Raw genomic sequence first — 25,381 nt, forward strand, 5'->3', positions numbered from 1 at the left:
GGAGGCTCCTGGCGCGGCTCAGTAACCGGTGTTCATGAAGACGGCGCCGCTCTTGAAGGAGGATGGAGGGGGAGCCTCGCAGAGATGCGGAAGGATGAAGGTCTCCCGGACCTTTCCCAACCCCGTCGACAGCAGCACCGACGTGAGCACCAGGCTCGCGAGCGCCACGCCACGCCTGTCGCTGAACAGCCGTCTGCCCGGTCCATGGAAGAACACGGCCTGCAGGCTGAAGAGCACCGCGGGGCTGGCCACCAGCACCAACAGCATGGTGCGGCTCACCGAACACCTGGCGAAGTCCATCGAGCTGAAGTTGAGGAGCGGTCCCCCCGCGGAGACCGTCGCCAGCAGCAGGACGAGCGCGGCGCTGACGAGCAGCAGGAAGGCCTTGCGCAAGCCAGAGGTGCTGGCCCGCTCCGTGGCGTTGGTGCCCAGGCCGTTGAAGAGGACCACGCGGTTGAGGAACACCGCGCCCAGGGTCCAGAGGATCAGGTCCACCCAGAAGGACTGGGTGAACTCCCGGGTGCTGGCGTCCATCGAGTTGAAGCAGGCAATCGCACGCAGCGGCGCGAGAACCGAGACGCAGAGCAGCAGGGGAGCGAGGGCGCGGGAAAGCATCTGGCGAGATTAGCAGACACTTCGCCGGGAGTGCGAGTTTGCCCCAGACCCCGAGAGCCACCTCCTCGGGGTATGGCCAACGCTCCGGCGACTGCTTCCGGGGAACGGCCGGAGCCCGTGCCGGTGTCCCTGCTCCGAGAGAACCCAGAGGCGTTCGCGAAGATCCGGCAGCGCGGCGCCTGGCGTCTTTCGAGGCGGCTCAGTAGGGCTTGTTGCCCTTCTCCATCACGAAGCCAGAAGGGGGCGCGGAGATGCCGTTCACCGTCGTCCCGCCGTTGTGGATGCTGGGGAACACGGGCTGCATGTTCTGCGGGAACCCGAACGTGGGCTTCGTCAGCGCGTCGAGGCGACCGCGCTCCTCCGCCGTGAGCTTCACGTCCACCGCCTTCACGTTGTCCTCGAGCTGCGCGAGCCGCCGCGCGCCGATGATCGTCGAGCCCACGCCCGGCTGTGACTGCACCCATGACAGCGCCACGCGCGCCGCCGTGCTCTCGTGCGCGCGGGCAATGGCTTCGAGCGCGTCGACGACGGCGTAGGTCTTCTCGTTCAGGTACGGCTCGACGAAGAGCCCCCGGTCGGCCTTCATCTGTCCCGCGTTCGCGCGCGTGTACTTGCCGCTGAGCACTCCGCTCTTGAGCGGCGACCAGGGCGTGATCCCAAGCCCGTGCTCCAGGGCCATCGGCACGAGCTCCTGCTCGACCGAACGCTCCAGCAGCGAATACTCAATTTGCAAGCCGATGAAGGCCGACCAGCCCCGGAAGCGAGCCGTCACGTTGGCCTCGACGATCTTCCACGCCGGCGTGTCGGAGACGCCGAGGTAGCGGACCTTTCCGGCCCGGACGAGGTCCTCGAGCGCGGCCATCGTCTCATCGATGGGCGTGTGCATGTCCCAATTGTGCAGCCAGTAGAGGTCGATGTAGTCCGTCTGCAGGCGGCGCAGCGAGTTCTCGCAGGCCGACACGATGGACTTGCGGCCGGAGCCGCCTCCGTTCGGGTCCCCCGGGTAGAGATTCCCGCTGAACTTCGTCGCGATGACCAGCCGCTCTCGCCGGGCCGCGTGGCGACCGACGTGGTCTCCGATGATCTTCTCCGAATGGCTCTTCGTGTAGAAGTTCGCCGTGTCGATGAAGTTGCCACCCAGGTCGATGAAGCGGTCCATGATCCGCTGGGATTCCTCCACGCTCGAACCCCAGCCGAGGTCTTCTCCGAACGTCATCGCACCGAGGCACAGCGGGCTCACTCGGAGGCCAGAGCGGCCGAGCGTCACATAGTGGTCGAGAGGCATGGGAACTCCTGGGGCGTGCTAGCGTTGAAGGCCATTTTGTTCAGCCTTGAACCAATTTAATTTTGAACCAATTGCCACGCAAGGGAACATGTCGAAGATCGACCCGGCGAAGATCTGGTCGCTGAACTACCGCCTGCTGATGTCGGTGATCACCAGCGTCGCCTCCGACGTCACCGCGCTGGGGCTGGAGGCGAAGGAGTTGTTCGTGCTCACGGAGGTGGAGGAGCACCCGTACCCGGCGGAGCTGGCGGCGACGCTGAGCATGCCCAAGCCGACGGTGACCGTGTACGTGAAGCGCCTGGAAGCGGCAGGCTTCGTGCGCCGTGAGATCGACGCCACGGACCTGCGGCGCCACCGGCTGCACCTCACGCCCGCCGGGCGCAAGGTGATGCAACGCGGCATCGCGCTGCTCTCGGAGGCGTTCGGCTCGCGGCTCGGCCGCCTGAGCGCGGCGCAGCAGGCGGAGCTGCGCACCCTCCTGGAAAAGCTCAGCTGACCGTGCCTCCCCGGCGAGCCCCGCTGGGGTCTGCGCCTTGGGACGTCGGTCGTCCGCCCGCTCGGCAAGCCAGTTCCTGGGGGGCGCAACTTCCAGGGATTCTATTCGATAATTCCTGGAAATCGTGAGGCGTACACCGCCTCACTCATCGCCTGAGTCCGGGCGAGGGGGACCCTCATGTCGACCATCCAGCGTGGCAATCCGAAGCGCGTCGAGACCCGAACCGCGGAGCGCACGGAGGGCCAGACGGTCACGAAGCCGGCCGTGCGTGACAACGCGGTGCGTGCCGAACTGGCGCGGGATGCCTTCCAGGCGACGCCGGTGACGCGGAGCGCGGTGAGTCTGGGCGCGGAAACGACGACTGTGCGGGCCACCAGCACGACGGCCGTCGCACCCACGGCGCTGTCGGCGTCCGAGCAGAAGGCCGCTGAGCAGGCCATCGCCAACGCGCATGACGGCCGGGACGCGAGCTACGTCGCCGACTGGCTGAAGGCCAACCCGGATCCCGCCAAGCAGGCGGCGTTCATGGACCTGATGTTCAAGTTCGGCCCCGTCGCTGGCGCCATCCTGGACGACGTGCAGCGGCTGCCGGAAGCGGACCGCGCGGGCCTGTCCCGCGCGCTCGACAATGCCTATCGCTCGGGCGCGGTGTCCCCTGGCGAACTGGAGGCGGCTGTCGCGTCGGCCCACAGCGGGGAGCTGCCGGGTGAGACGCACGAGGGCCTGGCGGGCATCGTCGCGGGCACGGGCAACGCGGACCTCATCGAGACGTACGCCAAGAAGGAGATGGAGATCATCCGCGCGGACGGCGGGTATGATCAGCAGCGCAGCGCGGCGGTGGCCACGGCCCTCGCGGGCATGCCGCCGGACCGGCTCCAGTCGTTCCTCGCCGAGAACAAGGACGGCATGGCGGACGTCCTCAAGAACATCAACGCGGGCATGGATGCGTCCTACTCGCCCGCGCTGGGCAAGCTGCTGGACGCGGCCGGCCGCATCAACCCGCCCACCACGGAGTCGCTGAAGCTGTTCTCGGACTCCATCGACAAGCTGGGGGAGAACCGCGAGTCGCGCGCCGCCGCCGCCCGCTTCTTCACCCAGCACGGTGACGCCGTGCTGTCCTCGCTGCAGGACAAGGCCGGCTCGCTGACCCTGGACGGCGAGAAGAAGATGTCCGAGTTCTTCACCCGCACGCTCTTCTCGCCGCCGGAGTTCGAGGGCCAGGCCGCGTTCCGCCAGGACGTCATGTCGCGGCTGGAGACGATGGGCGCCGGCCTCGAGGAGCACGCCACGGAGAACCCGCCGTCCCAGGATGCCAAGCGCGACGCCCGGCTCATGGGCAGCCTGGTGGGCGCGCTGGAAGGCGGCTTCCAGATCGCCGTGGACGAGCTGAACAAGCGCAACGACGCGGTGAAGGGCATGGTGGACCTGCTCTTCTCCGCCAAGCAGTTCCTGCCCGACCTGCCCATCCCCGGGGCGGGCAAGCTCAAGGACCTGACCATTGATCAGCTCCAGAACTGGGTGACGTCCAACCTGCAGGAGAATGCCCAGAACGCCTCGGACGCCATCCCGTTCCACGGCGCCTTCGGCGAGCAGATCTCCAACCCGGACCTGCGCACGGACTACGACGCCGCCCGTGTCAGCGCGTTCGTCAACCGCGAGCGCGGCCTGAGCTGAGGCGCGAACGTGAGGCCCGGGGGCCTGTGGCCCGTGTACGCCAGGGACATGGCGAGGCTGGCAGGACCGCGGTGGGTGCTGCCGCGCGGGCCCTTCGGATTGTACTGGGTGATGAACACGGCCTCGGCGGACATGGCCGGCTCGGCCTCCATGAGCCTCTCGGTCGTGTTCATCCGGACCGCGGCTGGCGGCGAAGGTGGATGATTCAAGGGTGCGGCTTCAGCGGGCCGCGCCCCTGGTTCGCTCGACCTGGCGCGCCCGGGCACAGCCCTCGTTGATGCCCAGGTCACACGCCTTCTTCAGGTCGGACAGCGCGGCCTCGAGGTTGCGCAGGTGGTAGTGCGTCCCACTGCGCTCGAGGAAGGCGAGCCCGTGGTCGGGATTGCGCGCGAGGAAGGCATCCCAGAGCGGGAGGATCTCCGCGAAGCGCCGCTCTCGCGCCAGGGCGTAGTCCCGCTGCTGCACGGCGCGAAAGTCCTCCGGCGCCTGGGCCTGCTCCTCCCCGACCCGCGCCTCCGCGTGCAGCGGAGAGGTCACGACCCGGGCGCGCCAGCGCGTCACCTCGGGGTCGCCCGGGGCGAGTTCCCCCGCGAGCTCGAACAGGCGCAGGGCCTCCTCGCGGCGTCCTGCCTCATGCTGCTCCCAGGCCGCGGAGATCAGCCCCTTCACCACGCCAGGTTGCAGGGACCGCCCGTCCGCGTCCGTCGCATCCAGCCGCAGGCCGTGCAGGAGATCCTCTCCCGAGCGTCCCCACTTCTGGCTGGAAGCGAGGACCCGGGAGCGCTCGAAGTAGACGTCCGCGCGAGCGGGCCGCAGGGCCACGGCCAGGTTCGCCTCGACGAGCGCGGCGTCCAGGGCCCGGGCGCGGCGCAGATGCTTCGCTCGCGCCAGCCGGAACTCCCAGAAGTCACCGGCCGACAGTGCCTTGGCGAGCAGGGCCAGTGCACGGTCGTTGTCGCCCTCGGCCCGCAGCGAGCGAGCGCGGTCCCAATCGGCGAAGCCGCGCAGGAAGCCCAGCTCGGGGTGAGCGCGCCTCTGGGCTTCGGCGAAGGCGTCCATCTCCTCGTAGGAGCCGCCCCAGCGGGGGGCCAGTCCGTGGAGGTAGGTGGTCCGGATGTCCGCGCAGGAGGGGCACTGCTCCGCGGCGCGGGTGAAGACGCGATCGCGCGCCTCGTGGTCGCCGAGCGCGTTCGCCACGTGGATCAGCGGCCGCGCCGCGGAGACCGCCTTCGGATGGAGCGTCCAGGCGAGGTTGAGATCAGGCAGCGCACGTTCGAAGGCCTTCCGCATCCCGGCGAACTCCTCCGCCGCCGTCTCCGCTCCGAACCGCGTCCCGCGTCGCAGGTAGCCCACGTTCACCCAGTGGGTCCCCCGGGCGAGGTAGGGCGCGAAGGAGCGCGGCGATGCCTCCACCCAGGCGTCCAGGAGCTCCGTCGAGTCAGGGGCTCCGTTGCCGAGCGCCTGGATGCCGTCCGTCATCCAGTGCTCGTCCCGGGGGTGCGCCTCCATGCCCCATTGGAGTTGCTCCACCGCCAGCGTCAGCTCATCGAACTGGCGGCGGAGCAGGAGCGAGCGCAGCGCCACCCCGTCCACGTGTCCACGGGGGACCTTGTCCTGCCTGGCCCCTGCCGGCGCGACGACGGGAAGCCCCTGGGGGGCGGGGCCTGGAGCAGGCGTCAGGACGGGCTTCTCGCGGGCCGCGATGCGCGCCTCGACCGCGACGCGCCGCTTCGCCTGGAAGGAATGCACGGCAAGCCCCGCCGAACCCAGGCCCAGCACGAGGACACCCGCGCCGAGCGCGGTACGGAGGGAGAGCATGGGTCGCACCCTAGCAAGGGCGGACCGACGGGGGCCGCCCCGGCCGTCTTCTGGACAGCGGCCGCATATGGGGGGAAATGTGTGCACAGATGGCATCCCGAACGCCCTCCGCGCGAGCCCCGTCCCCCAGGACGCAGAAGACGAAACAGCTCACCTCTGGCGCGCGGCGCGTCGTGGGGAAGCGCTCCGGCCCGGGCTGGGGCCGCTGGGCGCTCGGCGGGTGGCTGCTGCTCGTCCTCTGGCTCAGCATCGAGTACGTGCGGCTGCCTGACGTGAGCACCTTGCTGACGCAGAATCCGCGCACCACCGCGCTCATGGATCAGCGAGCCGAGGAGGCGAGCGAGGCGGGCAGGAAGCCGCGCGTGCGCCAGGCCTGGGTCTCCCTTGGCGCGGTGGCCCCGCACGTGATGGACGCCGTGCTGACTTCCGAGGATGCGCGCTTCTACCGGCACGAGGGCGTGGACTGGACCGAGGTGGAGAACGCCCTCGAACAGTCGGTGCGCGAGGCGCGCCTGGGGCGCGGCGCCTCCACCCTCACCCAGCAGTTGGCGAAGAACCTCTACCTCTCCACGGACCGCAGCCTGCTGCGCAAGGGCAAGGAGCTGCTGCTCGCCCGCCGGCTGGAGGATCACCTGTCCAAGCAGCGCATCCTCGCGCTGTACGTGAACGTCGTGGAGTGGGGAGAGGGCGTCTACGGCATCGAAGCGGCGGCGCGCGAGCACTTCGGCATCTCGGCGCGCGCGCTCAGCGTGGCGCAGGGCGCGATGCTCGCGGCCATGCTGCCCGCCCCGCGCCGCTGGCTGCCGGCCCAACGGCCCGAGGCCCTGCGCACCCGAGCTGGAGTCATCATCGGGAGGCTGGAGCGGGAAGGGCGCATCAGCGGTGCGCAAGCCCGCGAGGCCCAGGCGGAACTCTCGCGCTACTTCGGCGTACCGCCCGCGCCCGGCCTGGTGGCGGAGGCCAGCGTCGGGCTGCCCGCGGGGAGCTGAGGCGCAAGCCCCGCGTTGGGGCGGCTTGAAGCGTTCCACCACGGCATCTGGCCCCGGTGGAGCGCTTCGCGCCACGGTTGGATGTCCATGTTCCACTCATTCTTGAACCAAGTGCGGAGGGGCGCCTTCAGGCGGCGGTCATAGGGGAGTCTCTCTCCCCCAGCGCCTGGCTCTTTCTGTCGCTCAGGTGTCTCTTGGTGCCGACAGGATGGCGGCACCCCGGAGCCCGCTCTCGGAAGAATTGCAGAGCAGGACTTCAGTCCCTTGCGCATACCCTCGCGCGAAGGCCTGGGTCGCCATGCACAACGAGAAGGCTCCCGAGGCGGAGCCCACATCCCCGAAGCTCGCGGCAGGCATCCAGCGCCGTGCCTCTCGCAGCATCTCCAGTTCCCCCGCGAGATGGATGAGCGTGTTGCCCCACTCCATGGCACGGACGACTTGACCGTTCAGGTCATGGAAGATGACGCTGACATTCCGGGCACCGAGGGGAGAGGCCCGCACCACGTCCCGGATGGCGCTCGCCAGGGCGCGCCCATGAGGGAAGACGCCCTCATCGGAGAGGCTGTACTCCTCATCCTGAAGCGACACAGGGCCCACCTCCGCCAGCACCTTGGCGCCACGCTTCCGCGCATGGGCGGCCCGCTCGATGAGCACCACGGCGGCGCCTTCCCCCGGCATCAGTCCCACCGGATGGTTGGGGTGCTTCAGTTGCCGGGTTGCGTAGAGCCACTCCTGGGTCAGCAGGTCCATGAGGCTGTCCACTCCGCCAATGACACAGGCTTCATGCCGGCCCGAGCGGAGCAGTTCCTGCGCCGCGCGGAGCAAGGCCAGTCCTCCCGCATGGCCTCGCTGGGTGACCTGGAGCGCCCAGCCCCACCCCGAGCTCCCCTGGGTCAGTGAGAGGCCCTCCCCCAGGCGGCCCTCCAGGTCTCCCGGCACCTCCTCCCACTCCTCGTCCAACTGCTCCTGCAGACCCGGCCGCTCCTCCACGGACGGAGCCTCCAGCAGCAGCGGCAGCTGGCCCGGAGGCAAGGACGTGCCTCCGACGAGGTCCTCGATGGCCAGGTTGAGCAGGGCCACGAGCCGCCCCACTCCCGTGAACCCTTCCACCCACGGACAGGGATGCCCGGTCACGGGCAGCGGGACCTCGGTGTCCGGCCCTCCCACCACGAGGTCGAGGGGCGCCGTCCGGGTGACACCCGCACGCGCGGCGGCGCAAGCGCCGATGGCAGGGCCCAGGGACGAAGCCATTCCGATGCCGGTGATGACCAGCGCGTTGGAGGACATGGAGAGGGCCTCACTCAGGGCAGGATGAGCTCCTGCTCATTCACAGGGTGCCCCAGCAGGAGGGAGACCGCGCTGGGGGCGAGGGTTGGGGCACTGCGCGCGAGCGGCGGAATCAGCCGGTGGATCCGGTCGGGAACCCAAAGCCCTTCCTCCTCGGCGAGCTTCAGCACGGCCATCCCTTCCAGCCAGATGTACCTGCCCACCTCCAGCGCGGGAGGGGCGCCTGGGGCCTCCGCGCGAGTTCTCAGCTCCCCCGCAACCTCCTCGTTCCACGCCTGGAAGGCCTCCGGGAACAGGCGCCCATCCCTGCGCGACACCGCCCGGTAGACCTCGGCCCGAGGCGTCTGCTTCCCGAGGTAATCCTCCATGCGCTCACAAAGGACCTCCAGGTCCGCGGGCTCGCTCCCCGCGACGAAGCGGCTGCGCAGGTACTCCTGGAGGAGGAGGGCGGAGAGGAACTCGTCGTCGTATTCGGGCGGGGTGGGTGCTCGCGCCGAGAGTGCCGCCAGCTCACAGGCGAAGCTTCGGGGGCCACAGCAGATGGCTCCCAGCAAGGGGCCGTTCCACGAGGCAGGCACCCTGGCGCCGGGCTCATGGTCCCGAGCATGCTCCAGCAGCGCCTTCCAGTGGAGCGCCGCCCGCATCAGACCTCGCGAGAAGCCCATGACGTCCGCCCGCCCCAGCAGCGCGCAGAACGCGAGCGTCTCCAGCGACTGGCAGAAGGCTCGGTACACACGCAGACGCTCCCGGAAGTCACACGTCGTTTGGAAGCCCTGGAGCAGTTGCTGGATCTCATACCTGGCGATGCTCGCGTGGAGATGATGCGCCATGGTCAGTAGAGCGCCGAGTTGTACTCGTGCTCGGGGATGAAGGACGCTCCCTGGATGCCCGCGGCTTCGAAGCGCTCCTTGAGCGACTGCTTGAGAATGTAGGTCGTTGGGCCGTTGCTCAGTCGGAAGAGCTCCACGTCTTCGGGAATCCGGTCGTCGCGGAGCACCAGCCGGCTGCAACTGGCGAAGGTCGAGGGCTTGAGCGGCTCCGGCCTGAAGATGGACCTCTCCAGGTCCATGCAGTCGACGGAACCCTGGAGGTTCGCGATGAAGTAGCTGGGGCTCGCGACCTTCCCACGATGGTCGAGGAGGGTGATGGGGAGGAACTCGATGTTGGCGTGGTGGCCTGATTCGAGCATGTCCCTGCACCGCCTGGAGATGATGAGCAGGCTGAGCGTGTTGCTCTGGAAGTCGTAGAGCGCCCGTCGGTCCGGCCACTGCGGGGACATGGGGTACGGGGCGTTCACGGGCACCCAGTCCTTCAAGGGAACCCCACGGCGGAACCGGAATGCCTTGTCACTCAGCTCGGAAGGGTGGTCCGAGAGGATGGCGGAATCCTGGAGGCGGGTGTCTCGGACGATGACGGAGTTGGCCATGGGAGGGAGAAGCAGCGGCAGGGCTAGGTCAGCTTGCTCATTCCAAAAGAGCGCGACAGGTACTGGAATGCTTCGGTTTCCATCTCGCGGAGCGTTGCTTCGGCGTTCTCGGCGATGGCCTCGTGGGGCTCGTCGTCTTCCTTCTTCTCGTTCAGCAGATCCTGGAGCTTCTGGAAGTCGCCCTTGAGTCGGATGTCGTAGTCGGCATGCGAGCTGCGGTGGAACGGGAGCTTGTGGTGCGGCATCCCATCGGGCTTCTCCGGCAGGAAGATGATGTTCGAGCCGGCGTTGATGTCGTAGTTCGAGGAGAGGATGACCCGGACGTGCCAGTCCTGGAGGTATGTGTGAAAGCAGTTCATGGGCAGGAGGTGGTGGGCCTGCCATTTGTAGGGGAATGAGCAGCCAACGACCGATGCGGTGACACTGGGATTGAGCGACATACCCACCTTGCCCCGGCAGATGGCGGCATACTGGAGCTGCGCGTTCTCCTCGACGCTCCGGTTGGGCAGGCTCTTGTAGTAGGCGACGAACTCCTTCAGCTCCTCGTAGCTCCCGATACTGCGGTAGCCGCCGAGTGACCTGATGGGAAATGCCTGGAGGAAGTTCGGCTTGTAGTCGGGCTCGTAGAAGTCATACCAGGCGCACGGCGCCCCACGGTAGATGTCACGGACGTCGCCTCTGGAAAGCGAGCCGAGGAAGTTCCATGCGTTCCAGGCGTAGTACTCTTTTCCTTCCGCGCGGGAGACCTTCTTGCCCTTGATGAACGCGTAGGAATGCACGCCCTTGGCCAGATTGCCCTTGATGAGGGCCTGAGCGTCGAGGTGTGGCTCCTTGTCCTCGGCCTCCCTGTTGTCCTCCCTGGGCGGCTGGGCGCGCTTTGGATCGGCCTTATGGCTTTCATGCCGCAGCCAGATGTACTCCTTGAGGACGCTCTGTCGCTTTTTCTCTTGCTTCTCAGGAGAGAGCGGTAGCTGCGCCACGGGAGACCTCCAGGTGTTCGCCCATTGGCTTGGGAGCTGAAGATTGACGGGCTCGCGATGCTAGCGCGCAGGTGCGTGTCCTGCCTAGTGCTCGGGTCGGGAGGACTTAGGAGCGCGGACCGCGAGAGGACTGGCTGGGGTTGTTGAGGAGGACTGGAGTTGCCCCCGTCAAGTCGGACATGCCCGGCTCTCGTTAAGCACCTGGGATTGCCCATTGGATGTGCGAGCCTTGCCCCAGCGCGAGCCCCATGGGCCGCAGGGTGTTGAGGCTCCAGCAGCCACGGGAATGCGGTAGCCTCCGGCTTCCCCTGACGTTTCCCGGAGCACTTCCATGGGCCGTGGCCCGCGCACCGTCTTCCTGTCGTTGATCATGTTCCTCGCGCTGTCGGTCCCATCCGCCCGCGCGGATGGCCTCTCCGTCATCCCCTACGGTGACAACTGCGGGGCACCGGCACGGACGCGGACCGGGACGGCCTCAACGACGACTGCGAATACCAGCTCGCGAAGTGGTTCATGCCCCTGTTCTGGTTCGACAGCGGCGAGAGCGGCATGGGCCGGCGGCCCTACTACGCCGTCAAGAGCGAGGCCTTCGCCACGCGCACCGTGCGCATCGTCTATCTGGACACCTTCTTCGAAGACACTGGCGTCACCACCGGGCACGACGGCGACCCCGAGTTCCAGATCTTCGAGGTGCACTTCTCCGGCGGGCGCTGGTACCTCGACTGGGCCTACCTGTCCGCCCACCGCAAGAGTTCGTGCGAATCCTCCGCGTGGTACGCGTTCGACCAGCTCGAATACGACCTGAGCGATTCACGCAATGGCTATCGCGGATGGCCCGTCCTCTACATGGCCGAGGACAAACACGCCTCCTACAACACCCTGGCCGTATGCGACCGGGGCTGCTTCCTCCAGGACTACTGCAGCCGCACCACCGCCCAGTACCTGGACCCCACCGCGAACAAGCTCGCCGCCCGCAACGTGGGCTCCACCGCCGTGCCCCTCATCAACACCGTCGTCCTCAATGGCAAGACGGAGCGGCTGCTCGACGACGTGGAGTTCACCGGCTGGGATGATCAGTGGTACCGCCCCAACTCCCAGGGCTACCGGCGTCACCTCAACGACTTCGGCTTCTGAGGTCGCGCGCCCATGGACACCGGACGTGGTGGACGCGGGCCTGGGAGTGGCCCCGCTCGCGCCCTACTGGTCGGGGGAGGGCTCCTGGTGGGTGCTGGCCCGGAATGACGGAGCATCCCCCACGCCCGCCCCGCCGCGCATCGTCGTGACGGAGCCCGCGAGGCAGGGGGAGGCCGCCGCGAGCCCCTCGCTTCCCGTGCGGCCCTTGCCCGCCGCCACGCAAGTGCCACCCGCCGCGACCGGTGAGGCCCTCTCCGCCGCCCTGAACGAGGAGCGCGTGGTGCTGGCGTCGAGCGCCGTCATCGAGGGGCTCGACGCGGACCGCCCGTGGGTCTGCGCGGGCGAGCTGCTGACGCTCTCCGCGCGCGTGGGAGGCACACTTGAGCCCGGCGTTGTCCCGCGCTGGGTGTGGCCGGGACAGGAAACCGGGGCGGAACTGCATCCCGGCGCACGCCTTGCGTGGAGTGCTCCCGCGACAGCGGGCCGGTACTTCGTCCGCTTCCAGCTCTGCCGCGACCTGGGAGGCCGCCGCGTCGGCGTGCTGGCCGAACAGGTCGCTGACATCGACGTGCGCGCCTGTGGCGCGGGGGAGGGACAGGCCCACCTGCTTCGCATCGAAGTCACCCAGCGCGACCCCACCGCCTTCAACCTCCGCGCGGTGTCTCCTGCTCCCGCCACCGCGTACACCTGGGACTTCGGTGACGGAAGCTCCACCGTGACGACGGTGCCTGAAGTCACGCATGCCTTCGCGCCGCCCGCGCAGGGGGAGCAGGACGTGCGCGTCTACACCGTGCGGTTGACCCCCGGGGGCGCGGGAGGAGGGCAGGGCGCGACGGCGTTCGTGCAGGTCCGCGCGCAGCCCTCGCCAGAGGTTGCTCCCTCGGCGAGCTTGAAGCTGGAACGGGTGGCCGCGCGCTCCGCGAACGACGGCTGGAGGACCCAGCTCCAGGTGGATGTGCCCGATGACACCCACGTCGTCTGGGAGCGCGTGGAGCGCCTCACCGTGAGCTGGGACGACCAGGTGGAGACCCGCACCCACGGATGGCAGGAGCTCATCACCGTGACGGAGGACCTGGGCCGTGGGGGCTTCCGGGGGGAGGTCACCGTGCCCGCTGGCGACGTGCGGCCCGAGGTGAAGCAGGTGCTCGACACCCTCCACGGGCGCGATGCGATGGGCCGGGAAGTGTCGCTGTCCTGGGCATCCTTCAAGGCGGAGCCCCTGCGCCCGTCACCGCCGCCGCCGCAGCGGCCCCTTCCGAAGTAGCCGCCTGCGCGTCCTGCAATCATCGCCTGGGCGTCACCGCAGCCAAACGATGCTCACGGTGTGTTCCTGGATGACAATGGACGGCCGGATCAAACCTTCGCGGCATCCGCCGGAACAGCCATAGGAAATCCCATGTCCCCCATGCATCGTCGTCGCCTGCCCACCGCGGTCTTGTCATTGGCGGGGTTGCTGACGCTCGCCGGTTGCGAACCGGAAGCCCCCGGCCCTGAAGTGGCGGTCCGTGGCGCGGCGTCCTCCCTGAGCGTCGGGTTTGGAGGGGATACCACCTGCACCTGGGGAAGCCCGGACTGCAACCTGTGCAGCCCGGACGTGCCGCTCCGCTTCCAGGAACTGCGGGACCACGGCGAGGTGCTGGGCTTCCACCCCGGGCCGTTCAACCTCAACGTGGCCTACCCGGGCAGCAACCACTGGCAAGGCATCCAGCGCCTGACGTTGGGCTCCGGCCGCTACCTCGTCGTGTCCAAGCGGGATGACGCGGCCTTGGGGAACGTGGGGCACCTGGTGCGGATGGAGAGCCGCAACGGGGAGGGGCGGCGCTTGCGCTCCAACCGGCTGGCGGTCTCCACCCAGCAGCCCGAGGACACCGCGCCTCCGGGTGGGGACGTCGCGGTGGCGGCGCTGCCGGTGCCAGGCGGCTACCGCCACGGCGGCGGCATGCAGGCGGTGGGCAACGTCCTCGCCCTGCCCCTGGAGGAAGGGCCGGGCCTGGGCCGCGTCGCGCTGTATGACTACAACCCGGGCCTGAACCCGAGCCCCCATGCCTACATCGAGGGCCTCACATCGAATGCGGGCACGGCGTCGCTGACGAAGCTGTCTGACGGGCATTACCTGATGCTGCTCGGGCAGGAGGATGCGGAGGCGCTGGAGGTCTTCCGCTCCTCGGAAACCAACATCCGCTCCGCGAGCAATCAGTGGCAGCGCGTGGACTTCTGGGAGAAGGCGGAGCTGGGGCAGGGGGAGTGGGGCGCGTTCCAGAACCTCAACTTCGTGACGGACTGCAATGACTCACAGCTTTACCTGGTGGGCACGCGGCTGGGCGGGCTGCGCTGGGGCGCGGTGAGCGACGACTACGCCCACCTGTACCGGGTGACGCTCGACGGCCACATGCGCATCGAGCACGTCGCGTCCAAGCACCTGTACTGCAGCAACGACGGGTCGCGGCAGTGCAACCTGGACGCGGCCGCCGGCCTCTTCGTGGGGTCTGATCGCAGCCTCATCCTCTACGCCACCGAGCACGCGGATGACGGCCCTGCCTCGACGGTGAAGATGGTGGAGTTCCGCAGCGTCTGGGCGGACACCTTCTGCCGCGCCGACCTCCAGCGCGCCTACGTGGACTTCTACGACGACTCCGACTTCAGCGACCGGGGCGTCATCTTCGACTACGAGGACCAGGGGTTGAAGAACTGGGCCCGCTTCAACGACGTGGACAAGTTCAACGACAAGGCCTCCGCGGTCCGTTGGTGCATCCCGCCGGGCCATCGCGTGCGGCTCTACAACGACTCCAACCACCAGGGCAGCTACAAGGACCTGGTGGGCGACGGCATGCTCCACGAGGTCAACCTGAACCACTGGAGCTTCGGAGACAAGGTATCCTCCGCGCGGTGGCTGGCCTACTGAGACGAAGTGTAAGCGGAGGAGGCCACCCTTCGCGGCCCCGCGTCACGCAGCTGCGTTGATGACCTTCAGGTCGAAGCCGGGGGCCTGCGTGGGCGTGCCATGCACGTGGGTCTTGCTCAGCGGGAAGCGTTGCTGCTGGCCGCCGGGCATCTCGAACTGGAGGACCAGGTCGAGCAGCTGCTCATGGATGGACAGCGTGCATTCCCAGACGATGAGCAGGTTCGCCTGCTCCGCGCGGGTGACCTTGAGCAGCTCGTCAATCAGCCCGTTCCTCAGGTTGTCCACGTACGCCGAACGCGGGTCGTGCACCGCCAGGGTCTTGGTCTGCTCTGGAGGGAGTGAGGTGCGCCGGCAGGTCGCGACGTCACGCGTCCTCACTGCCGGCACCGTCGACTGCGTCAAATTGGCTCCAACACGCCGGGGAGCTTCGAGTGCGAGGAGCCCGCGTGCAATCCGCCGAACATCGTCTGTGGCGAGGCCTGTGTGGATCCGAGCACCGACAACAACAACTGCGGCGCTTGTGGCAATGTTCGCGCCACGGGGAAGGCAGTACGTGCGCATCGCGACGTGCGCGTCCGGCTTGCCCGGCTACGTCGGGCCCGTTACCTACCCTTGAGGCACGAGAAATGACAGACACCGGCCCGCACGGGATGGCTTCTCCCGCGCGGGCCGGTGGTGGCGGGCCGGTTCATTCCCTCACATCATGAGCACCTGGCGTGGCGCTCATGATGGGGTGCAGCTCAGCCGCTGGGAGGCGTGTGCAGGGGTCGCAGGTCCGGCTCGGAGAACCGGGTCCTGGATTCGGTTCCGAAGAGGACCTCGCGCGAGTAGTAGTCGTCGAGGAGGTCCTTGCGCCGGAATCGTGGATTGTCGTTGATGAACGCGTTGAAATCACGGCCCGGCCCTGTCGCCGCTTGCTGACCGACGAGCCGAGCCCACGCGACCGTCACGGTCTCGTGGTACTTCTCCGGGACCCCGAGTTGGCGGGTCAGGGCCCGCAGCCCGGCGCGGGTGAGCTCAATGGCGGCATCAGGGCCCTCCCTGCGCGTGTAGAGGTAGACCACCCGCACATGGTCGAGATGGGCGAACTCGCTCAGCGCTCCACGTGAGAATCGTTCGAGAAAAACGTCGTCATCCATGGGCGTCCCCCACCGAGTGCCACGAAAGCGTACTCCGGGTTCGTGGCACGGGAAAAAGGCAACAGTGCCTTCCGCGTAGAAGGCCTGCACGTTGGCTGGCGCAAGGGCCTGTGCTTCCTGGGTCACCCCGTCGGTCTTTTCGCTCGCCTTGAAGCGCATGAGCTCGAGACCGCCCTGCGCCGGAGGCTCGCGCTGCTCGCACGAGGAACGACCGCGCCCAGAATCACGATGAACACCGAACCCAGCGCGGACCGCTTTCCAAAGCCCAGCTTTCCTGCCTCCCTGATTCCGGCCTCACCGGCCTCCGCCAGAGCATTTCACGCTGGCGCGCCCGCCTCCACGACTCCCCATCCACTGACAGCACCCAAGCAAGCGTCCGCATTCGTCTGACGAGCAACGGCGCATGAGCTGCTGGGGCAATGTCCAGAGCCGCCTCCCATTGCCAATACTCCTCGCCATGTCTGTCGCAGGGAAATCATTGTCCTTCAGCAATCAGGCTGCAAGGAATTGGCGATGTGGAAGGCTGCCTCATGAAGAAAGCATTCACTCCGTTGATGCTCGCGCTCACAGTGTCGCTGCTGGCGGGCTGCTCTGATTCCTCTAAAGATCCCGGCTCGGTCCGGTTTGCTGTCTCTGTCAACCAGGCCCTCGCCTCCAGCATCTCTCGCGTCTCGGTCACCTCGAGCGCCGCGGACATCCCCTCGGTGACCGTGGACCTGGCTGCTACCAACGGCGTGTGGGGCGGTATCATTGGCAACATCCCCGCAGGCTCCAATCGCTCCTTTCTGGCCCAGGCATTCGACTCCTCCGGCCTCCTGCTCTTCGAAGGTACCGCCACGGGAGTCACAATCACCGCCAACCAGAGCACCCTGGTCGCCATCATCCTTCAGCAGCTCCAGCCTCCGCCTCCCTTCGAAAACGAGGCCCCCATCATTGACTCCCTGGTGGTCTCCTCCACCTCCGTGGCCGCGGGTGGCTCCATCTCCCTGACCGCCACCGCGCATGATCCCAATCCGGGCGATACCCTCTCCTACGCCTGGAGTGCGACCGCGGGCTCTTTCTCCGCTCCCTCGGCTGCCGCCACTTCATGGACCGCGCCTGCTTCCACGGGCATTGCGACCCTGATCCTGACCGTGACGGACTCGCGCGGCCTGTCCTCCAGCGTCGTGCTGGCGGTCAACGTCACCGCTGACGGCGAGGGAGATGCGACCCTGTCCATCTCCTTCAACAGCTCCCCCGTGGTGACCGCTCTCAGTGCCAGCCCCACGTCCCTGGCCGTCGGGCAGACGACGTCTGTCTCCACCTTGGCCTCCGACCCGGACGGTGACGGCCTCTCCTACGCCTGGAGCGCCTCCTGTGCCGGCACCTGGGCCCAGGCCTCCTCCAGTTCGGCTTTCTTCACGCCTTCGGTCCTGCCCGCCGGTACCTGTAACAACTGCCAGTTGACCGTCACGGTCTCCGATGGGCGCGGCGGACAGAACACCGGCACCGTCGCTTTGTGCGTCAGCAACACGCCCCCGGCCCAACACTTCAACCCCGTCATCATCCGCTCCTATCGCTCCTCGGACACGGCGTCACCGGGCCAGGAGCTCACCTACGAGGTGGTGGCCAGCGATCCGGAAGGTTCCGCCCTCACGTTCTCCTGGGAGGCCAATACCGGCTCGCTGGGCGCGCCGGCCAGCGACGCGTCCCACAGCCGCATCACCTGGACGGCTCCCTCCTGTGTCAGCGCGCCTCCTTCCATCACCGCCACCGTCACCAATGCCTTCCACCTGGCAGCCACCCGCACCTTCACCGTGACGGGGCTGCCGGCCTGTACAGGAGGGAGTTGGGCCTTGACTGGCTCCCTGGCGGGGCCTCGCGCCAACCATACGGCAACGCTGTTGCCCAACGGCAAGGTGCTCGTCACGGGGGGGACCCGAACGGATACCGAGGTCCTCGCGACGGCGGAGCTGTACGACCCGGCCACGGGGACCTGGAGCCCGACCGGCTCCATGGCTGACGCGCGTGGGTCCCACACGGCGACGCTGTTGCCTGATGGCAAGGTCCTCGTCGTAGGGGGACTCACGTCCACCACCTTTCTCGCGACGGCGGAGCTGTACGACCCGGCCACGGGCACCTGGAGCCCCACCGGCTCCCTGCAGGATCGTCGCTCCGCCCATACGGCGACGCTGCTGCCCGATGGCAAGGTGCTCGTCGCGGGGGGCATCAGCAATATCGGCGGGCCCTTGAGGGTGGAGGTGTACGACCCGGCCACGGGGACCTGGAGCCCGACCGGCGCCATGGTTGCAAGGCGTTGGGCCCATACGGCGACGCTGCTGTCCAATGGCAAGGTCCTCGTCGCAGGGGGATTCGGTCCCCCCTCTCAGGCGACGGCGGAGGTGTACGACCCGGCCACGGGCACCTGGAGCCCCACCGGCTCCATGACCGAAGCTCGCGCCTTCCACACGGCGACACTGCTGCCCGATGGCAAGGTGCTCGTCACGGGAGGACTGGACATCTTCGACTCCGAGCTCGCGACGGCGGAGGTATACGATCCGGCCACGGGCACCTGGAGCCCCATCGGCTCCATGGCCGAAACTCGCGCCCTCCACACGGCGACGCTGCTGCCCGATGGCACGGTGCTCGTCGCGTCGGATCAGATGCCGCAACTGTACGATCCGGTCACGAACACCTGGAGCCCTGCCGGCTCTCTCGTCGAACCGCGCTCGGACCAGACCGCGACGCTGCTGCCCAATGGGCAGGTCCTCATCGCAGGGGGAGGGGGGAACACCGGCTTCCGGCTGGCAACGGCGGAGCTGTACACGCCCTGAACGCTGTCACAACGTTCGCCGAGCGCCGGGCATGACCGGCGCTCGGCGCGGACTTCGCTGCCGTGTTGCTCCCACGGGCGGAACGAAGATCGACTTCGAGAGCGCCAACCCCGGAGGGCTCGGATTGGGCGAGGCTCCCGCTCCATGTCCATAACACCTTTGACGCGTTCCACCCGCGCAGCACCGACACCACTCCAGCCGCGCATGCTCATCTGACGCAATAAACGCATGCCTCGGATTCCAACCCCTTTCAGGCCCCTATCCTGGCTTTGCATCGCGGAGCTGGAGCGTCGCCTTGAGGTTGCGGTTCTCGGCTTCCAGCTCCGCGATGCGCTTCTCCATTCGCTGAAGCGCCTGGGCCACCTCGGAGGCATCGAGCTTCTGGGGAATGTGCTTCGGGCAGTTCACGTCCCAGGCGCTCACCGTGATGAGGATGATCTGCTCGGGGCGCGCCCGGGGCTCCGTGGGGGTGAACCGGGACAGCAGTGCGTCCGTCGCGGGGACGGCGCGCGCCGTGCCCCAGACCTTGACGCGGCGCTGGTGCGCGTAGTCGATGAGGAAGAGGCAGACCCGATCGTTCTCCGACAGGTTGCCCGTCGAGACGTACTGGCGGTTGCCCACGAAATCGACGAACCCGAGCGTGTGATCATCGAGCGCCTGGATGAAGCCTCGGAGGCCTCCTCGATGCTGGACGTAGGGCTGTCCATCCGCGCTCGCGGTGGCCAGGAACCCCGTGTCCACCTGCGCCAGGAACGCGCGCAGGCTCTCCGTCACCTCGGTCTCGAAGCCCCCGGCGCGCTCCATCCGAGCATACGCCGCCCTGGAGCCGCGCTCGCCCTGCAACTGCTTCACCGCCGGGGAGAAGGCCACATCACTTGAGATGGGTTTCATTGACAGGAACCTCCAGGCTTCCAGCGGTGGGGTGGCGGCCGCCAGCACCGCGACCGTGAACCCAAGGTACGGATCTCCCGCTCCATCAACAATGGCGCATCCGTGGTAACAGTATTCCAGGAGGTGGAACAATGGATCGAGTCGGGGAGTGGCGCCTCTTCGTGTCCGTCGCGAGCCTGGGAAGCTTCATCGAGGCGGCGCACGCCCACTCACGTTCCCCGCAGAGCGTCACCCGCGCCGTCGCCGCGCTGGAGAAGCGGCTGGGCACGCGCCTGCTGAACCGGACCACCCGATCCGTCTCGCTCACGGGGGAAGGGGAGCGCTACCTTGAGCGCAGCCGCCGGGCGCTGGCGGAGTTCGATCTCCTCGAAGCGCCCTCGGACGCCCAGGCCGAGCTGCACGGCACGCTGTCCGTGACGGCGTCGGTGCTGTTCGGCCAGCTCCACCTCGTGCCCGTGGTGGCGGAGTTCCTGGAGGCTCATCCCCAACTGGACCTGCGACTCACCCTGCTCGATCGCGTGGTGTCACTGGCGGAGGAGGGCATCGACCTGGGCGTGCGCATCGGCGCGCTCTCCGACTCGGCGCTGCGGGCCCGCGGGGTTGGCCACGTGCGGTCCATCCTCTGCGCGAGTCCGGCGTACTTGAAACGCGCGGGCGTGCCGAAGGACCCGGAGGCGCTGGCCCGCCACGCCTGCATCGCGTTCACGACCACGACCCCCATCGCGGACCGGTGGTCCTTCCCGAGCGGCGGAAGGCGGGAGCGAGGCGTCGCCGTGCATCCACGGCTGATCGTCAACACGGCCCAGGCGGCCATCGAAGCCGCGCTGGCCGGCGTGGGGCTCGTGCGGGTCCTCTCCTATCAGGTGGACTCGCTGCTCGCGGACAAGCGGCTGCGCGTGGTGCTCGAGCCGTTCGAGCCGGAGCCCGTTCCGGTGCACCTCGTCCACCTGCCGGGCCCCCAGCGCCGGGCGGCGGCGGCCTTCCTGGAGTTCGCAGCCGAGCGACTGCGCAAGCGCATCAACTCGCGGGCATGAAAGTCGCTACCGTTCGGAGCGCCCGCGCCGCGGCACGCTCCTGCCTTCACAACTGGATGCCAGTGAGCGCGAGTCGCAGCACCCGGCGCGCGGTGACCGGGTCGTCTTCGTTGGCGACGGCAATCGCATTCGCCAGCCGCATCAGGTCCTCCGTGGTGGCGCTGGCGTGAATCGCGCCCGCCGATGACGCCCTTTCCACCAAGGCGCTCAACACGTCGAACACCATGTCCGTGCAGCAGATGTCTTCGGCGGAGAGGCCCTCCGGGCCCGTCAGCAGCGCGGCGGCGAGCCCGCGATGGGTCGCGGTGTAGACCGTCAAATCCTCGAGCCAGGCCGCCAGCTCGGCGGCGGGATGCTTTCCCGGCTGCGCGGTGGCCCGCGCGCAGAGCTGTGCGACACCCTCCCGGAAGACCACCTCCAACAGCGCCTGCCGCGAAGGGAAGTGCCGGTGCAGGGTCGCAGAGCCCACCCCCGCCTTCCGGGCAATCTCCTCCAGCGACGCCTGCGCGCCATCCCGGGCGACCAGCTCCGCGGCGGCCGCGACAATGCTCTCCCGGTTGCGGCGCCCATCCGCGCGCAACGGCTTCACGTGCTCCACGGCACTCCTCTCCTCGGGGTCCCTTCCTTGACAAACGGGGGCCCCCTCCGTATTTGACCATGAATATAAACGGGGTGGGACCCCACTTACAAGAAGGAGCTGCCCATGAGCACGCAGACCGTTCTCGTCACCGCCGCCACGGGGCGCCAGGGTGGCGCCACCGCCCGGGCCCTGTTGGCTGATGGCCACTCCACGGTGCGCGTGTTGGTGCGCGATCCGGAGGCGCCGAACGCCCGGGAGCTCGCGGCGGCGGGCGCCGAGGTGGTTGTCGGGGACCTCGATGATCCCGCGTCGTTGCGCGCCGCGTGCGCCGGGGCGCGGGCGGTCTTCTCGATGCAGTCGCCCATCCTCTCGGCGACGGGGATCGACTTCAGCAAGGAGCTGCAGCAGGGGAGGAACCTCGTCGAGGCCGCGCTCGCCGAGGGCGTCGAGGCGTTCGTGCACACCGCGACGTCCGGCGTCGGAGACCACCGCGGCATCGAGGGCTGGGCAGAGGGACGCTGGAAGTCCCACGAGGTGTACTGGGAGAACAAGCTCGCCACCTGTGAGCTCGTCCGTGGCGCGGGCTTCCGGCACTGGACCCTCATCCTGCCCTCCACCTTCATGGACCACCCCATGTTGGACCCCGCCGGCTTCGTCGACGAACGCCGCCTGGTCACGGTGATCAAGACGGATCGACCCATCCCGTTGATCGCCCCGGAGGACATCGGCAAGGCCGCTGCGGCGGCCATCCAGCATCCTTCGACGTTCCACGGCGTGACGCTGCAGCTCGCGGGGGACGTGCTCACGCTTCCGCAAATCGCCGAGATCCTCTCCCGCGTCGACGGCAAGGACTACACCGTCCAGTCGGGCACCGTCGAGGAGGCCGTCGCGGCCGGGCTGCATCCCGGCGTGGCGCAAGGCTTGACGTACATGAACGTCGCTCCGGTGCTGGCACGGCCCGAGCTCGCGCGCGCCTACGGCCTGTCGCCCATGAGCTTCGAGACCTGGGTGAGCCACCGTCGCAGGCCGACCTGATCGGGCGAAGACTTCAGGGCGCGGCAGGAGTCTGGGTTGTTGGCTCCGTGGCGGCGCTTCGCCGCCGCGCGACGAGCCCGAGGACGGAGGCCTGAAGCACCCATCCCAGCGCCGCCAGCCCACAGAGCACACCCACCGCGTCTCCAATGCGCGCATAGAGCGTGGGCACCCGACCCACCGGCAGCTCCGCGCGCAGCACCCGCTCCTCGGCCGTGAAGTGATCCAGTTCGCCATACACGCGCCCGTAGCCGTCCACCGCCACCGAGAGCCCCTGGTTGACCTGGCGCACCATGCTGAAGCCCTGCTCCACCGCGCGGAACACCGCCTGCCGCGTGTGCAGCGGGCTGATGCCCTTCCAGTCGCTCGACGGCAGCAGGAGCAGCTCGAGCCCTCGCTCCGACGCGTTGGAAAACACCGCTGGGAAGTCTCCGTCGAAGCAGATGGCGCCCCCCAGGATTCCCACGCCGGGGGCCTGGCCCACCGCCGGCTCCGCGCTGCCTGGGACGGAGTGCTCCGCCTCCCACCCCGGCACCGGCCGGGACTTCACGTAGCGCCACGCCACCGCGCCGTCCGGCCCCACCAGGATGAGCTCGTTGCGCAGCATCCGCTCCACCGAGGGCGTGAAGCTCGCCACCGACATGCCCAGCCACACGCCCCGCTCGCGCGCCAGCGCGCTCCCCCGCGCGACGAGCGCCTCCAACTCCCCGGCCAGCACCACCGCGTTTCCCTCGGACCAGAGCAGTAGCTTCGCCCCGTTCGCGGCCTCCCGCTCCGACAGGCGCAGCAGCTCCTCGTTCACCCCGCGCGAAGCCTCGGCGAAGGCGCGCCAGTCCTCATCGCCCAAAGCCTCGCCCTTCATGAGCCGGGACAGCCCGGCCTCACGGCCCGTGGCCAGCTCTCCCGCGACGGTGATGCCCGCCACCTGGACGGGCTCGCCCACGCTCCCCGCCCCCGCGAGCCGCAGCACGCCGAAGCCGAGGATGGCCACCAGCACGGCCGCGTACACCGCCACCCCGTGCAGGACGCGGCGCCCCGCCTCCCGGTGCTCGAACGCCCAGTTGGCCACGGTGGCGAACCACACCAGGACGAACGTCAGGCCCCACAGCCCCGTCACCGACACGAACTGCACCAGCACTGGCACCCGGGCCTGGGTGTAGGCCAGCACGCCCCAGGTGCCGAACGGGTTGCCCAGGCTGCTGAAGAACTCCAACCCCGTCATCGCGGCCGGCAGGAAGAGTGTCCCCGCGAAGGAGCCCCGTGGCCCCACGATGAGCCGGTCCGCCCAATACACCCCCGCGACGACCACCGCGCCCCCCAGGGCCATGCCAAAGGCGCTCGCGGCGGAGCCCGGGAACACCCCCAGGTTCGCCACGCCGGCGGCGACGGTGTTGGCCACCAGGAGCCCCAAGAAGCCCACCGAGGGGCGCTGCCGCCGGGAGAAGAAGAGGAACAGGGCGCCCATCCACCAGCCGGGCAGCACGGCCCACTCCGTGTTCAGCAACAGCAACAGTCCGCTCCCCACGCCCAGGGCGAGCCACGGCATGAACACAGACGGACGCCGCGCTCCTTCGTCCGGGTGACCGCTCATCGTGCTTTCCTCTTCTTCGTCGAACCCGTTGTCCGCTCCATCCGCTGGAGTGCCTCACGCGCCTCGTCACACCAGCGCAGGTGCGCCTCCAGTCCGAGCAGCCCCGCGCGAATGGACAGATGCCAGTAGGGTCGCTCCGGGTCGTCTCCCCGGGAGTGGCGGACGTTCTCGTCAATGAGGCGCAGCGCCGCCAGCAGTCCCTCCGCTTCGGAGCGGCTGCGCTCCACCTGGGCCAGGGAGTCCGCGGGTCCCACCTGGGCCCCGAAGAAGAGCTTGAGCAACAGCTCGTTGCGCTCCACGTGAGGGAGCACCGGCCGCCTCAGCCATTGCGCGAGCGCCGCCCGCCCCGCCGCCGTCACCCGGTACGCCTTCCGGATCCGTCCGCCCCGCGAGGGCTCCTCCGGTTCGAGCTCGACCAGGTGCTCCTGCGCCATCTGCTTCAGCGTCGGGTACAGGTTGCCGTAGCTCTCCTGCCAGAAGTGCCCCACTGACTGCTCGATGGCGCTTCGCAGGTCGTATCCGCTCATCGGCTCCCGGCACAGCATCCCCAGGATGGCGAACCGACAGGTGCTCTCCCTCGCCATGGCAACCTCCTCCAGGGCGATATATCAGGCTGATATATCCGGCCGCCAGCCCTTCATGGGCCCAGCAGCCCAGACTCCTGGCGCGCACCTGCGGATGGAGGGTGCAGAAGGGCGCTGACGCCCTGGACTCAAGATCCGCCCGTGCTCAAATCTCCTGCCACAAGGCACGAGGCGGGCTCTTGTATCCGTCGCGCGCCGTCAGTCGTTCAGCACCACGGCCAGGCCATGGGAGAAGGGCTGGGCGGAGACGAAGCGGGGTGTCACCGCCCAGCTTCCGTCCGGGCGCAGGTAGCCGAACAGGCCGTCCTGCTTCACGGGCACCAGCCCCTCCGAGAACGCGCCCTGCACCGCCTGGAAGCGGGGCTCGATGACCAGTGCTCCCTTCCGGTCGATGAAGCCATAGCGGCCATTCACCTTCACGGGAGCGAGTCCCTCCCGAAACGCGCACTCCGACAGGTACGAGTCTCCCCAGGGCGAGAAGGTGGGCTCCAGCACCCAGGCGCCGGACTCGTCCACGAAGCCGAACTTCTTGCCCTTCACCACCAGCGCCAGCCCGTCCGAGAAGCGGCCCATCGTCTTGAAGTCGAAACTGGCGAGGCACTGGCCCTTGGGGTCGATGAGCCGGCTCTGCTCGCCCTTCGGACCCTCCTTCAAGACGACGTGTGCCTTGCCGTCGACGAAGGGCCGGGCAAGCCCACCGCCGAACCCGTCCAGCACCACCACTCCCTTCCGGTTGATGTACGCGTCAGAGGCCTTCGCCCCCATGCGCATCACCGGCGCGAGCCCCGAGTCGAAGCGCCCCACGTTCGCGTAGCTCATCCCGGCCACGACGTACTTCGTGAAGTTCGCCTTGAACTCCACCGGCAACACGAGCTTGCCCTTGCCATCGATGAAGCCCGCGTCCGTCAGGGCCAGGCCATCGTTGAAGCCGGTCAAGGCACGCTTCACCTTCAGCTTGGGCTGGCCCTTCACGTCGATGAAGGCCCAGCCATCCTCGACGGGCATGCGGGCCCAGCCTTCGTTGAAGCTGAAGGGCGTGCCATGGGGGCTGGGGATGACCAGCTCCCCCTTCTTGTCGATGAAGCCGTAACGCGTTTTCACGCCATGGATC

24 protein-coding genes are annotated in these 25,381 nt (G+C 68.4%); 9 read left to right on the plus strand and 15 right to left on the minus strand.

Annotation, left to right across the window (positions count from 1 at the left end; translation table 11 throughout):
• Positions 1 to 18: 18 nt before the first annotated feature.
• Positions 19 to 615: a hypothetical protein gene (locus OV208_RS11385; protein ID WP_267573855.1), complete on the minus strand. Its 597-nt coding sequence runs from the start codon at positions 613 to 615 to the stop codon at positions 19 to 21.
• A 199-nt stretch (positions 616 to 814) separates the two neighbouring features.
• Positions 815 to 1,900, minus strand: coding sequence for an aldo/keto reductase (locus OV208_RS11390; RefSeq protein ID WP_267573856.1), 1,086 nt, complete (start codon positions 1,898 to 1,900; stop codon positions 815 to 817).
• Between the two features lie 88 nt (positions 1,901 to 1,988).
• Between OV208_RS11390 and OV208_RS11395 the strand changes: the two genes are divergently transcribed.
• Positions 1,989 to 2,396 carry a MarR family winged helix-turn-helix transcriptional regulator gene (locus tag OV208_RS11395; protein WP_267573857.1) on the plus strand — a complete coding sequence of 136 codons (408 nt, stop codon included), beginning with the start codon at positions 1,989 to 1,991 and terminating at the stop codon, positions 2,394 to 2,396.
• 177 nt (positions 2,397 to 2,573) lie between these two features.
• Positions 2,574 to 4,070 (plus strand): hypothetical protein, encoded by a 1,497-nt coding sequence (locus OV208_RS11400; RefSeq protein ID WP_267573858.1) that lies wholly within the window; start codon positions 2,574 to 2,576, stop codon positions 4,068 to 4,070.
• Here the strand turns inward: OV208_RS11400 and OV208_RS11405 are convergent.
• On the minus strand, positions 4,016 to 4,243 hold the full coding sequence (locus OV208_RS11405; protein WP_267573859.1) for a hypothetical protein: 228 nt from the start codon (positions 4,241 to 4,243) through the stop codon (positions 4,016 to 4,018). The two genes, OV208_RS11400 and OV208_RS11405, sit on opposite strands and share 55 nt — an antisense overlap.
• Positions 4,244 to 4,289: 46 nt before the next feature.
• Positions 4,290 to 5,888, minus strand: a complete 1,599-nt coding sequence (locus tag OV208_RS11410) for a DUF4034 domain-containing protein (RefSeq protein ID WP_267573860.1) — start codon at positions 5,886 to 5,888, stop codon at positions 4,290 to 4,292.
• An 89-nt stretch (positions 5,889 to 5,977) separates the two neighbouring features.
• On the opposite strand from OV208_RS11410, the gene mtgA reads away from it, so the two are divergent.
• Positions 5,978 to 6,877, plus strand: coding sequence for a monofunctional biosynthetic peptidoglycan transglycosylase (gene mtgA / locus OV208_RS11415; protein WP_267573861.1), 900 nt, complete (start codon positions 5,978 to 5,980; stop codon positions 6,875 to 6,877).
• A 183-nt stretch (positions 6,878 to 7,060) separates the two neighbouring features.
• Here the strand turns inward: mtgA and OV208_RS11420 are convergent, their stop codons facing one another.
• The 4 genes from OV208_RS11420 to OV208_RS11435 all read right to left on the minus strand — a co-directional run bounded on the left by OV208_RS11420 (position 7,061) and on the right by OV208_RS11435 (position 10,570).
• Positions 7,061 to 8,164 carry a beta-ketoacyl synthase N-terminal-like domain-containing protein gene (locus OV208_RS11420; protein ID WP_267573862.1) on the minus strand — a complete coding sequence of 368 codons (1,104 nt, stop codon included), beginning with the start codon at positions 8,162 to 8,164 and terminating at the stop codon, positions 7,061 to 7,063.
• A 14-nt stretch (positions 8,165 to 8,178) separates the two neighbouring features.
• A complete protein-coding gene (locus OV208_RS11425) occupies positions 8,179 to 8,994 on the minus strand; it encodes a hypothetical protein (protein WP_267573863.1) in 816 nt (271 codons plus the stop codon).
• 2 nt (positions 8,995 to 8,996) lie between these two features.
• Positions 8,997 to 9,461 carry an imm11 family protein gene (locus tag OV208_RS11430; protein WP_267573864.1) on the minus strand — a complete coding sequence of 155 codons (465 nt, stop codon included), beginning with the start codon at positions 9,459 to 9,461 and terminating at the stop codon, positions 8,997 to 8,999.
• Between the two features lie 152 nt (positions 9,462 to 9,613).
• Positions 9,614 to 10,570, minus strand: coding sequence for an AHH domain-containing protein (locus tag OV208_RS11435; RefSeq protein WP_267573865.1), 957 nt, complete (start codon positions 10,568 to 10,570; stop codon positions 9,614 to 9,616).
• A 513-nt stretch (positions 10,571 to 11,083) separates the two neighbouring features.
• On the opposite strand from OV208_RS11435, the gene OV208_RS11440 reads away from it, so the two are divergent.
• The 3 genes from OV208_RS11440 to OV208_RS11450 all read left to right on the plus strand — a co-directional run bounded on the left by OV208_RS11440 (position 11,084) and on the right by OV208_RS11450 (position 14,606).
• Entirely contained in the window at positions 11,084 to 11,704 is a 621-nt protein-coding gene (locus OV208_RS11440; RefSeq protein WP_267573866.1) for a hypothetical protein, read from the plus strand.
• A 25-nt stretch (positions 11,705 to 11,729) separates the two neighbouring features.
• On the plus strand, positions 11,730 to 12,968 hold the full coding sequence (locus OV208_RS11445; RefSeq protein ID WP_267573867.1) for a PKD domain-containing protein: 1,239 nt from the start codon (positions 11,730 to 11,732) through the stop codon (positions 12,966 to 12,968).
• A gap of 141 nt (positions 12,969 to 13,109) precedes the next feature.
• Complete coding sequence (locus OV208_RS11450) at positions 13,110 to 14,606, plus strand: hypothetical protein (RefSeq protein WP_267573868.1); 1,497 nt, start codon at positions 13,110 to 13,112, stop codon at positions 14,604 to 14,606.
• A 42-nt stretch (positions 14,607 to 14,648) separates the two neighbouring features.
• On the opposite strand, the gene OV208_RS11455 is transcribed toward OV208_RS11450, so the two are convergent.
• Together OV208_RS11455 and OV208_RS11460 are read right to left on the minus strand one after the other, a co-directional pair.
• Positions 14,649 to 14,984 (minus strand): hypothetical protein, encoded by a 336-nt coding sequence (locus OV208_RS11455; protein WP_267573869.1) that lies wholly within the window; start codon positions 14,982 to 14,984, stop codon positions 14,649 to 14,651.
• Positions 14,985 to 15,346: 362 nt separating this feature from the next.
• Positions 15,347 to 15,904 carry a hypothetical protein gene (locus tag OV208_RS11460; protein ID WP_267573870.1) on the minus strand — a complete coding sequence of 186 codons (558 nt, stop codon included), beginning with the start codon at positions 15,902 to 15,904 and terminating at the stop codon, positions 15,347 to 15,349.
• Between the two features lie 371 nt (positions 15,905 to 16,275).
• Between OV208_RS11460 and OV208_RS11465 the strand changes: the two genes are divergently transcribed.
• Positions 16,276 to 18,558 carry a Kelch repeat-containing protein gene (locus OV208_RS11465; protein WP_267573871.1) on the plus strand — a complete coding sequence of 761 codons (2,283 nt, stop codon included), beginning with the start codon at positions 16,276 to 16,278 and terminating at the stop codon, positions 18,556 to 18,558.
• 258 nt (positions 18,559 to 18,816) lie between these two features.
• On the opposite strand, the gene OV208_RS11470 is transcribed toward OV208_RS11465, so the two are convergent.
• On the minus strand, positions 18,817 to 19,449 hold the full coding sequence (locus OV208_RS11470; protein ID WP_267573872.1) for a pyridoxamine 5'-phosphate oxidase family protein: 633 nt from the start codon (positions 19,447 to 19,449) through the stop codon (positions 18,817 to 18,819).
• 131 nt (positions 19,450 to 19,580) lie between these two features.
• Here OV208_RS11470 and OV208_RS11475 point away from each other — a divergent pair, with 131 nt between their 5' ends.
• Positions 19,581 to 20,483 (plus strand): LysR family transcriptional regulator, encoded by a 903-nt coding sequence (locus OV208_RS11475; RefSeq protein WP_267573873.1) that lies wholly within the window; start codon positions 19,581 to 19,583, stop codon positions 20,481 to 20,483.
• Between the two features lie 46 nt (positions 20,484 to 20,529).
• Here the strand turns inward: OV208_RS11475 and OV208_RS11480 are convergent, their stop codons facing one another.
• The gene (locus OV208_RS11480) at positions 20,530 to 21,081 is read right to left on the minus strand and encodes a TetR/AcrR family transcriptional regulator (protein ID WP_267573874.1); all 552 of its coding nucleotides are present in this window, start codon (positions 21,079 to 21,081) and stop codon (positions 20,530 to 20,532) included.
• Between the two features lie 105 nt (positions 21,082 to 21,186).
• Here OV208_RS11480 and OV208_RS11485 point away from each other — a divergent pair, with 105 nt between their 5' ends.
• Positions 21,187 to 22,098, plus strand: coding sequence for an NmrA/HSCARG family protein (locus OV208_RS11485; protein ID WP_267573875.1), 912 nt, complete (start codon positions 21,187 to 21,189; stop codon positions 22,096 to 22,098).
• Positions 22,099 to 22,111: 13 nt separating this feature from the next.
• Here the strand turns inward: OV208_RS11485 and OV208_RS11490 are convergent, their stop codons facing one another.
• From OV208_RS11490 to OV208_RS11500, 3 genes are all read right to left on the minus strand, one after another.
• Positions 22,112 to 23,686, minus strand: coding sequence for a nitrilase-related carbon-nitrogen hydrolase (locus tag OV208_RS11490; RefSeq protein ID WP_267573876.1), 1,575 nt, complete (start codon positions 23,684 to 23,686; stop codon positions 22,112 to 22,114).
• The gene (locus OV208_RS11495) at positions 23,683 to 24,270 is read right to left on the minus strand and encodes a PadR family transcriptional regulator (protein WP_267573877.1); all 588 of its coding nucleotides are present in this window, start codon (positions 24,268 to 24,270) and stop codon (positions 23,683 to 23,685) included. Before OV208_RS11495 ends, OV208_RS11490 begins: the two co-directional genes overlap by 4 nt.
• A 198-nt stretch (positions 24,271 to 24,468) precedes the next feature.
• A complete protein-coding gene (locus OV208_RS11500; protein WP_267573878.1) occupies positions 24,469 to 25,371 on the minus strand; it encodes a WG repeat-containing protein in 903 nt (300 codons plus the stop codon).
• Between the last annotated feature and the right edge of the window lie 10 nt (positions 25,372 to 25,381).

Source organism: Corallococcus sp. bb12-1 (assembly GCF_026626765.1).
In the GTDB taxonomy this organism is placed as follows: Bacteria; Myxococcota; Myxococcia; order Myxococcales; family Myxococcaceae; genus Corallococcus; species Corallococcus terminator.

Coding starts and splice junctions, on each gene's coding strand:
- OV208_RS11385 (WP_267573855.1), bottom strand. CDS start 615: ATGCTTTCCCGCGCCCTCGCTCCCCTGCTGCTCTGCGTCTCGGTTCTC.
- OV208_RS11390 (WP_267573856.1), bottom strand. CDS start 1,900: ATGCCTCTCGACCACTATGTGACGCTCGGCCGCTCTGGCCTCCGAGTG.
- OV208_RS11395 (WP_267573857.1), top strand. CDS start 1,989: ATGTCGAAGATCGACCCGGCGAAGATCTGGTCGCTGAACTACCGCCTG.
- OV208_RS11400 (WP_267573858.1), top strand. CDS start 2,574: ATGTCGACCATCCAGCGTGGCAATCCGAAGCGCGTCGAGACCCGAACC.
- OV208_RS11405 (WP_267573859.1), bottom strand. CDS start 4,243: ATGAACACGACCGAGAGGCTCATGGAGGCCGAGCCGGCCATGTCCGCC.
- OV208_RS11410 (WP_267573860.1), bottom strand. CDS start 5,888: ATGCTCTCCCTCCGTACCGCGCTCGGCGCGGGTGTCCTCGTGCTGGGC.
- mtgA (WP_267573861.1), top strand. CDS start 5,978: ATGGCATCCCGAACGCCCTCCGCGCGAGCCCCGTCCCCCAGGACGCAG.
- OV208_RS11420 (WP_267573862.1), bottom strand. CDS start 8,164: ATGTCCTCCAACGCGCTGGTCATCACCGGCATCGGAATGGCTTCGTCC.
- OV208_RS11425 (WP_267573863.1), bottom strand. CDS start 8,994: ATGGCGCATCATCTCCACGCGAGCATCGCCAGGTATGAGATCCAGCAA.
- OV208_RS11440 (WP_267573866.1), top strand. CDS start 11,084: ATGCCCCTGTTCTGGTTCGACAGCGGCGAGAGCGGCATGGGCCGGCGG.
- OV208_RS11450 (WP_267573868.1), top strand. CDS start 13,110: ATGCATCGTCGTCGCCTGCCCACCGCGGTCTTGTCATTGGCGGGGTTG.
- OV208_RS11460 (WP_267573870.1), bottom strand. CDS start 15,904: ATGCGCTTCAAGGCGAGCGAAAAGACCGACGGGGTGACCCAGGAAGCA.
- OV208_RS11465 (WP_267573871.1), top strand. CDS start 16,276: ATGAAGAAAGCATTCACTCCGTTGATGCTCGCGCTCACAGTGTCGCTG.
- OV208_RS11470 (WP_267573872.1), bottom strand. CDS start 19,449: ATGAAACCCATCTCAAGTGATGTGGCCTTCTCCCCGGCGGTGAAGCAG.
- OV208_RS11475 (WP_267573873.1), top strand. CDS start 19,581: ATGGATCGAGTCGGGGAGTGGCGCCTCTTCGTGTCCGTCGCGAGCCTG.
- OV208_RS11485 (WP_267573875.1), top strand. CDS start 21,187: ATGAGCACGCAGACCGTTCTCGTCACCGCCGCCACGGGGCGCCAGGGT.
- OV208_RS11490 (WP_267573876.1), bottom strand. CDS start 23,686: ATGAGCGGTCACCCGGACGAAGGAGCGCGGCGTCCGTCTGTGTTCATG.
- OV208_RS11495 (WP_267573877.1), bottom strand. CDS start 24,270: ATGGCGAGGGAGAGCACCTGTCGGTTCGCCATCCTGGGGATGCTGTGC.